The organism is Candidatus Omnitrophota bacterium (assembly GCA_028716565.1).
Taxonomy (GTDB): Bacteria; Omnitrophota; Gorgyraeia; order Pluralincolimonadales; family Pluralincolimonadaceae; genus Pluralincolimonas.
Window position 1 is genome coordinate 70,820 of sequence record JAQUPL010000002.1, and the last position, 11,507, is coordinate 82,326.

General features: G+C 48.6%; 11 protein-coding genes. 10 read left to right on the plus strand and 1 reads right to left on the minus strand.

What is annotated here, in order from left to right; genetic code table 11:
• Positions 1-99: 99 nt before the first annotated feature.
• Genes rpmH through PHO67_03580 form a run of 8 tightly spaced genes read left to right on the plus strand, consistent with a single transcriptional unit; the run spans position 100 to position 6,148 of the window.
• Positions 100-237 (plus strand): 50S ribosomal protein L34, encoded by a 138-nt coding sequence (gene rpmH, locus PHO67_03545; GenBank protein ID MDD5546222.1) that lies wholly within the window; start codon positions 100-102, stop codon positions 235-237.
• 15 nt (positions 238-252) lie between these two features.
• Complete coding sequence (gene rnpA / locus PHO67_03550; GenBank protein ID MDD5546223.1) at positions 253-609, plus strand: ribonuclease P protein component; 357 nt, start codon at positions 253-255, stop codon at positions 607-609.
• Positions 610-822, plus strand: a complete 213-nt coding sequence (gene yidD, locus PHO67_03555; protein ID MDD5546224.1) for a membrane protein insertion efficiency factor YidD — start codon at positions 610-612, stop codon at positions 820-822.
• 7 nt (positions 823-829) lie between these two features.
• The gene (gene yidC / locus PHO67_03560) at positions 830-2,461 is read left to right on the plus strand and encodes a membrane protein insertase YidC (GenBank protein ID MDD5546225.1); all 1,632 of its coding nucleotides are present in this window, start codon (positions 830-832) and stop codon (positions 2,459-2,461) included.
• A gap of 7 nt (positions 2,462-2,468) precedes the next feature.
• Complete coding sequence (locus PHO67_03565; protein MDD5546226.1) at positions 2,469-2,672, plus strand: Jag N-terminal domain-containing protein; 204 nt, start codon at positions 2,469-2,471, stop codon at positions 2,670-2,672.
• 16 nt (positions 2,673-2,688) lie between these two features.
• Entirely contained in the window at positions 2,689-4,449 is a 1,761-nt protein-coding gene (gene mnmG / locus PHO67_03570) for a tRNA uridine-5-carboxymethylaminomethyl(34) synthesis enzyme MnmG (protein MDD5546227.1), read from the plus strand.
• Positions 4,450-4,488: 39 nt separating this feature from the next.
• Positions 4,489-5,322 (plus strand): AAA family ATPase, encoded by an 834-nt coding sequence (locus PHO67_03575; GenBank protein MDD5546228.1) that lies wholly within the window; start codon positions 4,489-4,491, stop codon positions 5,320-5,322.
• Positions 5,291-6,148: a ParB/RepB/Spo0J family partition protein gene (locus PHO67_03580; GenBank protein ID MDD5546229.1), complete on the plus strand. Its 858-nt coding sequence runs from the start codon at positions 5,291-5,293 to the stop codon at positions 6,146-6,148. The genes PHO67_03575 and PHO67_03580 overlap by 32 nt, the downstream gene beginning before the upstream one ends.
• Here PHO67_03580 and PHO67_03585 read toward each other — a convergent pair.
• Positions 6,088-7,692, minus strand: a complete 1,605-nt coding sequence (locus PHO67_03585) for a hypothetical protein (protein ID MDD5546230.1) — start codon at positions 7,690-7,692, stop codon at positions 6,088-6,090. The genes PHO67_03580 and PHO67_03585 overlap by 61 nt on opposite strands.
• A gap of 73 nt (positions 7,693-7,765) precedes the next feature.
• On the opposite strand from PHO67_03585, the gene PHO67_03590 reads away from it, so the two are divergent.
• Both PHO67_03590 and PHO67_03595 read left to right on the plus strand, forming a co-directional pair.
• The gene (locus tag PHO67_03590; protein ID MDD5546231.1) at positions 7,766-9,226 is read left to right on the plus strand and encodes a radical SAM protein; all 1,461 of its coding nucleotides are present in this window, start codon (positions 7,766-7,768) and stop codon (positions 9,224-9,226) included.
• Positions 9,223-11,502: a YfhO family protein gene (locus tag PHO67_03595; protein ID MDD5546232.1), complete on the plus strand. Its 2,280-nt coding sequence runs from the start codon at positions 9,223-9,225 to the stop codon at positions 11,500-11,502. The genes PHO67_03590 and PHO67_03595 overlap by 4 nt, the downstream gene beginning before the upstream one ends.
• Positions 11,503-11,507: the final 5 nt, after the last annotated feature.

Consider the following 11,507-nt stretch of genomic DNA (forward strand, 5'->3'; position numbering starts at 1 on the left):
TTAAATTATAACAAAGATACGGGCTTGTTGCAAGAACTTTTTCTTGACTAACTTGCCAATCGTGATATAATCTTCCTTTAACTTTAAAAGGAGAGAACGATGAAGAAGAACATTACCTTAAAATCCAATTTAAAGAGGGTGCGTGCCCACGGGTTCAGGAAGAGAATGTCGACCAAGGACGGCAGAGCGGTCTTAAGGAGAAGGCGCCAAAAAGGCAGAAAGCGCCTCATACCCTAACCCTTCGGATCCCCCATGAAGAGGTTCTCCCTTTCGCGTCCCGAAAGGATAACCAAGACATCAGATTTTAAGCAGGCCTTAAAAAGCGGCTCGTTCTATAACGGGAGAGCCTTAAAACTGAGCATTTCCCGGAACGATCGCGGCGTCTCAAGGATAGGCGTTTCGCTCCGCAAGCATATATTCAAGCTGGCCGTTTCGCGCAACAAGCTGCGCCGCCATATCAAGGAAGCCTTCAGGCTCAATAAAGAAAAACTGGAGAAGGGCTACGATATCGTAGCTATCCCGGGAGCCGCGGCAGCCGGTCTGGGCTTCGAAGGATTGAGCGCGGAATTTTTGGCGTTGTTAAAGAAAGCGGGTATCTTAAGAGATTAAATGGTTAAAAAATGTTTGTTATTTTTAATAAAGTTCTATCGTAACTTCTTGTCAGGATATAAGTTACAATGTTGCAGGTACTACCCCTCCTGTTCGGAATACGCGGCTGAAGCGATAGAGAAGAAGGGAGTTTTTAAGGGGATCCTTCTCTCCTCTTTCAGAATTCTAAAATGCAACCCATTCACTAAAGGCGGATACGATCCGGTAAAATAATATGAATATGGAAAAACGCGCGCTTCTGGCGATCGTAATATCGATGGGGATACTGTTGTTGACTCAACCGCTCCTCGTAAAATATTTCCCCAAGCAGAACCAGCCGCAAAAGGCATCGGCAAATGTTCAACCCGCGCCGGAGCCGGCAGCGGTCCCGGTTCCCCCGGCACAAAAGACACAACAGCCGCCCCGGCCGGTCAAACAGGCCGATGAAAAAGATATTATCTTCGAGAATGATGAATATCGCGCCGTCCTTTCGAATGCCGGAGGCGTGGTAAAAAGTGTTACCCTGAAAAAACATCTCGAGGGCGGGAAGCCGATAGTCTTATTCGACGAGCTGAACCCGTCCGATGCCACTTTTGCGGTATCGGGGCTCGAGCCGGCCCTCGACAAGGCCGTATATTCTCCCTCGATCTTGCAAAACGGGGTCCTTTTTACCGCTAGATCGCCCGGCGGATTAAGCGTGGAGAAGGAGATAACCTTCAGGCCAGGTGAATACGCCATAGACCTGCGGCAGACGATCACGAACTATTCTACCCAATCCCGGAACCTTAAGTATGCGATCGTGGCTGGATCAGGCCTGAGAAGCCTTTCCCCGCAGGACGAAACGTACTCAGAGCTTGTGAAGGAGATAGACGGTAAGATAACTAACGTAAGCAAGGGCTCTATAAAAAAGCCGGTTACATGGGATGGCATGCGGGTCAATTGGGTCTCGCAGAAAGCCAGGTATTTTTCTTTAATAACAAAACCGCCGGTTTCTTTTAAAGCGGTTTCTTCTAACAAATTGCCGGACAATAGCTTACAAACGCAGATAGGTTCGGACAATTTTACGGTCACCCCGAATTCATCGGTTACCCATGAGTTTATCTTATACGCCGGACCCAACGTTTATAATAATATGAAGAGCCTAAAGCTAGGCATAGAGGATTCGGTTTATTTGGGTTTTACGGGCGGTATAGGGCGCGTATTATTTGTTATACTTGACCATATCCATAAGGTGGTCAAAAACTGGGGCATGTCTATAATATTCCTTACCGTTTTGATCAATATCCTGCTTTTCCCCCTGACTTTCAAGGGGATAAAGTCGATGAAACAAATGCAGGCTCTCCAGCCGAAAATGGAAGCACTGAAAAAGGCGCATAAAGGGGATCCCCAGAAACTCAACAGGGAAGTAATGGAGCTCTATAAGAAATATAAGATAAACCCGATGAGCGGTTGCCTGCCGTTGATCTTACAGATGCCGGTCTTCTTTGCCCTCTATCAGGTCCTTATGCGGTCGATAGAGTTACGCGGCGCCCCCTTCCTTTGGATAAAAGATCTCTCTCAGCCGGACAGGCTCGTCGTATTTAAAACTCCTATCTTATTGATAGGAACAGACTTAAATATTTTACCCTTATTGATGGCCATAGCTATGTTCTTCCAGCAGAAACTTTCTGCCCCGCCCTCCTCGTCTAATGACCAGATGGCCCAGCAGCAGAAGATGATGGCGGTCATGATGCCAATTATTTTTGGTTTTTTGTTTTATCATCTTCCTTCAGGCCTGGTAATGTACTGGCTCACCAATACCGTTTTGACGATTACCGAGCAGGAGCTCTTCCTTAAAAAGGAAATGTTCCACGTGGAACATTCCGAAAGTTAAAGGGCATATGAAGTCTATTGAAGCCGAAGGAAAGACCACGAAAGAAGCTATTCACCTGGCGCTGCAGAAGCTTGGGGTTAGCCGCGACAAGGTCCACGTTAAGGTACTCTCCGAAGGCCACCGGGGCCTCTTTGGTATGGAAGGCCTGAAACTGGCCAAGGTCAAGGTAACCTTAAAAGAAGAAACCCACCAAACACACCACAAAGCTTGATCCGGAAGCACCCAAAATGCCGGGAATACCTTATTCTAAGGACTATGATGTCATAGTGGTAGGCGGAGGCCATGCAGGCTGCGAAGCTGCCCTCTGCGCGGCCAGGATGGGCTTAAAATGCCTTCTATTGACCATGGACCCGGATACCATAGCCCAAATGTCCTGCAACCCCGCCATAGGCGGACTTGCCAAAGGCCATATCGTCCGGGAGATCGATGCGCTGGGCGGCGAGATGGCAAAAGTGGCTGATAAGACCGGTATCCAGTTCCGGCTTCTTAATACCAAAAAAGGCCCGGCTGTCCAGGCACCCCGTGCCCAGGCAGATAAAAAACTTTACCGGCTGACGATGAAAAAGGTCCTCGAAGGCCAGGACAATCTAGACTTAAAGCAAGAGACCGTTGAGGAGATAATTACCTCGAGCGGAAAAGCTGCAGGCGTCCTTTGCCAATCAGGTGTGCGGTATGGCGCCAAGGCAGTTATTATCACAACAGGCACATTCCTGAACGGACTGATACACATAGGGATGACAACCTTCCCTGCAGGCAGGATCGGGGAGCCTCCGGCTGCCAGGTTATCGGACTCATTACGTTCGTTAGGATTTGAAATAAAAAGACTTAAGACAGGGACCCCCGCCAGGCTAAAGAAAGGGTCTATAGACTTCTCCAAAACAGAGATCCAGGATGGCGATCCGGAGCCGACACCCTTCTCATTTTCTACCGAAAGAATAGAGCAGCGGCAGGTCCCTTGCTATATTACTTATACAAACCACGAGACCCACAAGTTCATCCTAGGCAACCTTGACCGCTCACCGCTTTACAGCGGGAAGATCAAAGGAGTCGGCCCTCGCTACTGCCCGTCAATCGAAGACAAAGTCGTAAGATTTAAAGACAAAGAGCGCCACCAGATATTCCTTGAGCCGGAGGGGCTGGATTCCGATGAGATATATCCTAACGGGGTTTCCACGAGCCTCCCCGAGGATGTCCAGTTATCTATGTTAAGGACCATCAAAGGGTTAGAGCATTGCGAAGTGGCCCATTTTGGCTACGCCATTGAATACGACTTCTGCCCTCCCACCCAGCTTAAACCTACGCTTGAGACAAAGCTTATAGATGGACTTTACTTTGCCGGACAGATCAATGGCACTTCCGGATACGAAGAAGCCGCCGGCCAGGGCCTTATTGCCGGGATCAACGCCGCGCAAAAAATTAAAGGCAAAGGGCCTTTTGTCCTGAAACGGTCGGAAGCTTACATAGGCGTATTAATTGATGACCTGGTGACGAAAGGCACAAACGAGCCATACCGCATGTTTACCTCCCGCGCGGAATATAGACTTCTGCTGCGCCATGACAATGCCGACGTACGGCTTATGGGTTATGGTCATGAGTTAGGCCTTATACCGGAACCGCAATATAAGGCGCTGATCGAGAAAAAGAAGATGATCGAGGCCGGGGTGGTCGCCTTAAAGCGAAAGCGTCCCGGCGAGATATCTTCGTATCCCGCAGAGATCAGGAAACAGGCCGAGCTGGAGGTAAAATACGAAGGCTATATCAATAGGCAGGTCCGCGAGGCCGAAAAGTTCAAGAAACTCGAGCAGGTAACGATCCCTTCGACGATAGATTTCAAGAGCATCAAAGGCCTGCGGAAAGAAGCCCAGGAAAAACTCGACAAGATAAATCCAGGGTCTGTCGGCCAGGCCTCAAGGATATCAGGAATTTCGCCGTGCGATATATCGCTTCTTTACGTCTATATAGAAGCCCTTCATAAAAGAAAATCTTGACAAAAAATCCGGCTCTGTTAAAATGTTCCACGTGGAACAATGGCAAAGATAATCTCTGTCTGCAATCAGAAGGGCGGCGTCGGTAAAACTACCACAGCCATAAACCTCGCCTCATTCATCGCGTTGGCAGGACGCAATGTTTTAGTCGTCGATTGTGATCCCCAGGCCAATGCCACCTCAGGACTCGGTATCGATAAAAAACAAGTCAAAGAATCCATTTATGACGTCCTTATCAACGGAAAAGAAATTTCACAAGTAATTGTAAATACTAAACTTACAAACTTATATATCATCCCTTCGAATGTTCATCTTACGGGGATGGAGGTTGAGCTTGTCAATTCGGAAAGCCGCGAGTTCCATTTAAAACAAGCGCTTGAGCACATAAGGCCTTCATTCGATTATATAATCCTAGATGCTCCGCCTAGTCTTGGACTATTGACGATAAACGCGCTGACTGCATCAAAGTCCGCCCTGATACCGCTGCAATGTGAATACTATGCGCTCGAGGGGTTATCTCAATTGCTCAGCACCATCAATCTCGTCAGGCAGAACCTGAATCCGTCCCTCGAGATAGAGGGCATCCTTCTTACAATGGCTGACTTCAGGACAAAGCTTACCGACGAGGTCATAAAAGAAGCGAGGAACTACTTCGGCGAGAAGGTATATAAAACAATCATACCGCGTTCCGTGAAATTAGGGGAGGCGCCCGGCTTCGGGGTGCCTATCGTAATGTATGACAAGCATTCACAGGGCGCGCGCAGTTATTACGAATTCGCGAAGGAATTTTTAAAGATAGATTTTCCGCTCGAACTGAACACAAAGCCAGAAAAGGAGATCCCTGATGGAGAAGAGAGTATTAGGCAAGGGGCTTAAAGCCTTAATCCCGGACGACGTCCCGCAGAGATCCGAAAGCAGGGGAGCGGTCCAGTTAAAGATCGGCGAGATCATCCCCGGCAGGTTCCAGCCGAGGGAGGTCTTCGACCCGGATAAGCTTAAAGAGCTGGCGCTCTCGATAAAAGAGAAGGGCGTAATACAGCCGGTCATCGTGCGCCCGAAAGGCGACGGATATGAATTGATCGCCGGAGAGAGGCGGTTGAGGGCCGCGAAAGAATCGGGGATGGAACTTATCCCGGCGATAATAAAAGACGTGAAGGACGACGAGGCGCTCGAGATAGCACTTATTGAGAATATCCAGCGCGACAACCTGAACCCGATCGAGGAAGCGAAAGCGTACCAGAGGCTTTCCGAGGAGTTTTCTTTTACGCAAGAACAGATATCCGAGAAAGTGGGCAGGAACAGGGCGTCGGTCTCGAATACGCTGAGGCTCTTGAGGCTCCCGGACAAGATAAAAGAAGAGATATATCTCGGAAGGATCTCGATGGGCCACGCCAAGGCTATATTGATGCTCGATTCCGAACAATCGCAGTTGGAACTCTGCTTAAAGATAGTAAGGCGCGGCCTCTCGGTCAGGGAAGCGGAATATTTTGTCAAGCGTAAGATCGTCGGGAGAGCGCGTCCGGCGAGGCCGAGGAAGCATTCGACAGAAGTCCGCACGGTCGAGGAAGAGCTGCAGAGGATACTCGGGACAAAGGTGACCCTCCTGCATAATAACAAGCGCGGAAAGATCCTTATCGAGTATTATTCAAACGACGACCTGGAGAGGCTGCTGAACTTGCTCCGCGGGCGCGCCAGGTCATAGAGGATAACCAGGAAAGCGCCGCATAATATTAAAAACACGGCCCAGGTCTTGACGACCGGTTTTACGGGCACAGATTTAAAAGTCCCGCCCCTCAGAAGTATCTTCGCTTTATCCGTCTCTGCTATCAACCTGAATTTGTATTTATCCGAGGCTATCTTTAATGCGGCCATATCGTAATTCCCATCCATCTCCCTTAACCAAACAGCCGATTTCGACGAACCGAATTCATTGATCGGGATATCAGGCCTTTTTATCTCGAAGAATGTCTGGGCCGCGTTCGGGCGTCCGGTCATCGCCGAGGCCATCGCCCCGATATAAGCCCAGTTGGAGCAGATTATATCGTCCGGGGCCGTATTCTTCTCTATGATCTTTATCCAGTCCTTTGCCTCCGCGTCGACCAGGTTTATCTCTAAGGGCCTTGTGTGTCTTTTTAACGGAGGGATAAGGTTGTCGGCCGTGGAGTCGGGCAAAAATACCGCAGATATATTCTTACCTAGTTCCGGATCCGGGTACGACGATATAGTAGGCGAGAAGATATTTATGAAGATCAGCAGGGAGGCCGAATAAAAGAGCGCCATGCGCGCCCCGGTGTTTTTCCCTGACAGGAACCTTTCCAGCATCCCGTAAATTTTTTCCAATCCCGCCCCCGCGAAGAAGATGACCGGCAGGAGGCCTTCCCCGCTTAAAAACCTGAACCTATAATTAATCGCAAGGGGCAGGAGAGCAAGCAATAGCGCGATAAGAAAAAGGCCGCGGGCCCTGAATTGCCTGTCCGCGAGCCTGCCGAGGCCCAGAACCGCGAATAAATATATGAGGGGATAAAACTCGAGCAGGTCGTTTTCGGCGACTTTTATACCGAGCGGGTTTTCAAGCATGTTTATATTTGCCAGGACGTGTATTATCACCGGCGCAGACAGCGCCAGCGAGAAAAGGACGGTTTTCAGCACCCGCATCAGGACATCTCTTCTCGCCAGTCCGTAGATAATGAATGCCAGAAGGCCCAGCCAGGGCATGCCGAGGTGGGTGTAAAAAGCGCACGCGATAAGCATCGGGCAGGCCAACTTCCTGTTTTCCTCGAACGCATAGAACGCCAGCAGGATGAATATCAACGACAGGGTTACGGGTATAGTGATCGTTAATTTCAGGAAGAACGTAAAAGGGATTGCCGCGGCGACAGCTACGAAGAAACCTGTTTTCGGCGAAAAGAGCCTGTTGGTGACGAAGGAAAGCGTAGCCAGGAGGGACACGAATGACAATGCCGAGAAAAGCCTGGCTATGAAGAGTATGTCGAGCCCCAGCCTATACGGGACCAGCAATAAGAGGTGGAAGAGCGGAGGGTAGAGGTGTATATTGCCGGCAGGCGCTAACTCCCAAAAAGCATGGTTAACTATCCCGCCGGCCGTATCAAAACCCCGCATTACATTGATATGATAGTATATATCGAGGAAGAACGGGAGCTTTTGCCAGTTAATAAGAGAAAGGGCCGCGAAGAACGCTATGACAGCAGATGTCAAGATGCCCCATTTCGGCTTACCGGCGACCATTATGTATATACCCGCTTTCTCATAGCATTAAGTATACTCACCAAGCTCAAAATAGTGTATAATATTATACCACATGATTTTAATAAATCCAAAATCAACGAAATTCGGGATATTTGAGAGGTACGTCCCGCTCAGCGTCCCTATCGGCGTGGGTTGTCTTGCCGCTTATCTCCTGCAGCACGGCAGGAAGGTAGAGATAATAGACGAACACATCGAACCCCTGTCTAAAGAATTAATAGATAATGCGCTCGAAAGGGTTTCTCGGCCGTATATCTTCGGAATATCGACTTTAACCGCTTGCGCAAAAAGAAGTTATGATATTTCAAACAGGATAAAAACCTGGTATCCGGATTCGGTGATCGTTCTGGGCGGCATACACCCGACCGTTCTTGCGGAAGAGGCGCTTGCGAACCGGGCGGTTGATTTTGCTGTAAGAGGGGAAGCGGAGAAGATCCTGCTCGAGTTGTATGACGCCGTAAAAAACAATGGTGATCATTCGCGGATAAGAGGACTGTCTTATAAAGACGGCGGCAAACCGGTACATAACCCGCCGGCAGATCTGCCCGACCTGGATGACTTCCCCGTTTTTCCCTATCACCTTTTCGAGAAGTACCTCGGAAAGTATAATTTCGGTTTCATAGCCAGCTCAAGAGGCTGTCCTTATGATTGCATATTTTGCAGCCAGAGGGCGATATCAGGCCAGAAGTTCCGTTATGTGCCGGAAAAGACCGTAATAGAAGAGATAGGCCTTCTTATTAATAAGTACGGGCAGACGCACATTAATTTCGTCGACGACAACTTTACCGCGAACAAACAAAGGATATCCCGCCTATGCGAGCTGATGATAAAGAGCGGATTCCACAGGAAGGCGACCTTCGATTGCCAGACGAGGGCCGACGCGGTCGACGACGAAATTTTAACATTGTTGAAAAAAGCAGGGTTCCGGGTGGTAAATTACGGCCTGGAAACGGCCTCGGAGAGGCTTATGGTAATGTTGAACAAGAAAGAGACGGTAGCTGAAAATATAGCCGCGGTAAAACTGGCGAAGAAACATGACTTCAAGGTCTCCGGGACTTTCATTTTTGGCCTGCCGACGGAAACAAGAGAGGAGAGGTGGCAGGCTTACGAGTTAGCCAAGAAGCTGGACCTGGATTATGTCCGGTTTAATAACGCGACCCCTTATCCGGGCACGAGATTATACGAGATAGCGAAAGAGGAGGGGCGCCTGTTTGTGGAAGAGGGATGGACTAATCTGAATGCCTGCGCGTCGTTGGTCCAGGACTCCATGACGGAGTCGAAGCTGCCTTATGTGCCAAAAGGTTGCGACGAGAAAGAACTGAAGAAGGACATCATCAGGGCAAACCTGCTTTTTTCGCTCAGGCCCAAAAGGGTTTTTAGATTGCTGACCAAGAGAATAGGCCCCGCCGGCTGGTTTTATCTTCCCTCGCGGTGGTATTTAAGCTTTAAAGAATGGCGTTGTCTTATCAGGCTGGGATGGAGCTTATTGAACTCATTGGTGAAAATATACACATGAAAATAAGCGGAAGAGCCAAAGAAACTTTGGCCGTGGCGGCGGTTTTGCTTGGCGTGATCGTCCTGCAATGGAACCTATGGGTTACCGGCAAGCGCATGGTCAGCCACGACAGCATCGTATGGTATGGCGTTTTTTCGTATTTTGCCGATTGCCTTCAGGGGGGGGTCTTGCCTCTCTGGAACCCGTATATGAATTGCGGCGAAATATTCTTTTTAAACATAAACGTCCTTCATTTGTGGGATCCTTCCACGTTGTTTTTGATATTTGCCGGGAAATTACTTAGGGTGAATACGTTGACGGTTTATCATTACGATCTACTGGTCCGCTACCTGATCTTCATTTCCGGAAGTTACTTTTTTTTCAGGCTGGTGGCAAAATACAAATTCAGCGCTTTCGCCGCTTTTATAACCCTCTCCTTTTCGGTGCTTTACAGCTCGTACCTGAAGCAGCACGGCCTTATACTCTGTTTTTACCAGCTTCCCTGGATAGTTTTCCTCACTTTCAAGTTTTTAGAAAAAAAGGACCCCGTATTGCTTTTGTGGCTGGCCCTTTTCTGGGGAGTCACGGTCTATTCGGGGTATCACGCGGTGTATATCCTATCGTCCGTCGCCGTATTGCTAGCGTCTGTTTTTTTGTCAAAAGGCCTCGCGTTCCCGAAGGGCGGCGGTTTTATGGAAAAGCGCGGGATTGCCTTTGCGGCCATCGCCATATTTTTACTGTTGTCGGCCAATTTAATACCGGCTTTTTTGGCATATGTCAAAGATACCGTACCGTCCGTGAGGCTCTTCGAAGCCCCGATGGCGGCAAATTCCCTTCCGGCCGATTTTTTTACTTTATTTGCGCCGTATTCTTTCGCGTTGCATTTTGAGCAGCTTTATTTTAATTCGATCCCCATGTCGGAGTCGTTTTTGTACATCGGCCTGATCCCTCTTTTTTTCGCTATAGTAGGCTTATTGTATTCCCGGCAAAGGTACAGAGTCGGTTTCGCCGCCACTTTATGCATAACGGCGCTATTGATGCTGGGTCCCAGGTTCCTTGTGTCGAAATTCTTGTTGGACTTCATCCCGTTCTTTAATATAGTGAGAAATACCCACATCTTCGGCACATTTTTTATTTTTTGCCTGGTTTATTTCACGTGTCTCGGCGTAGACGTGGTATTAGGACTGGCGGAAAACTCGGCGTTAAAACGTTACGAAAAACGGTTTTTATTGATCGCGGCCGTCATCGGTGCGGCAGCCTTTTTTATCACCCGTTATGTGCTGGAGAATTATGCTGCCCCGTTACAGGAATTTCCCGAACGTTATAAAGAATTATCTTTGATAGCAGGCCAGGATCTAGCCGCGATGCTGACATCGATATTTTGCAGGTCTTATTATGGCGCCCTTTTATTCATCGTTTCCATAGCGGTAGTTTTTTATGTTATAGGAAAGCCGAAAGCGGGCTTAAAGTTTAAATATTTCACGCTAATCTCCTTGATCCTTATCGACCTTCTCGTTTTTAATCTGGTGATGTACGGGTTCACGACCACGCAAAGGGTAGACATGTCTTTGTGGCCCAAGGAAAAGGCCCCATACAGCAATTACAGGATAACCGCCATACGGCCGAAATATCCCTTTTTGGGTTTCGCCCCGGCGCTGCAGAGAAGGTTTGCCGCCGTGAGCCCGAGGGTACCGTGGCTAACGACGCACTTTTATGAAATGAAAGATTTTTATAATTTCGCGAATAACGGTCAAATCCCGGCGGAGGTAAAGAAAGTTTTTATGGGAGTGACCGCCCCGAAAATAAAGCTCGTAAAAGGCGCCGCCGTTTTACCTGTCGACCGCCAGATAGAGGAATGCAAAAAATTAGACGATAAGTCAATGAACGGCGTAATGTTTATCGAGGAAGACCCGCCCGCAAGATTCATGAACCTGAAAATTTCACCGAAAAAAATGGGCAATGCCAATATCGGGAACGGGGCGATAAGGCTTTTGGAATTCGGCCCAAACAGCATACTCCTGCAAGTAAATTCCGAAGAGGACGCCTTTCTTTATTACAGCGACGGATACGATAGGTCGTGGAGAGTTTTTGTAGACGGCAAGGAAAACAAGGTTTATAGGGCCAATATGGCGTTTAAATCCGCCATCATCGAAAAAGGCGGCCATATCGTATATTTTATATATGACCCCAGGCTTTACAGGATCGCCTTATTATGTTATTTTGCGGGGATCATTACGGCGGCGATCGCGCTCATCCTCGCGTCGTTTAAACGGCGCGGCGAAGTACACGGCAATTAATAGCC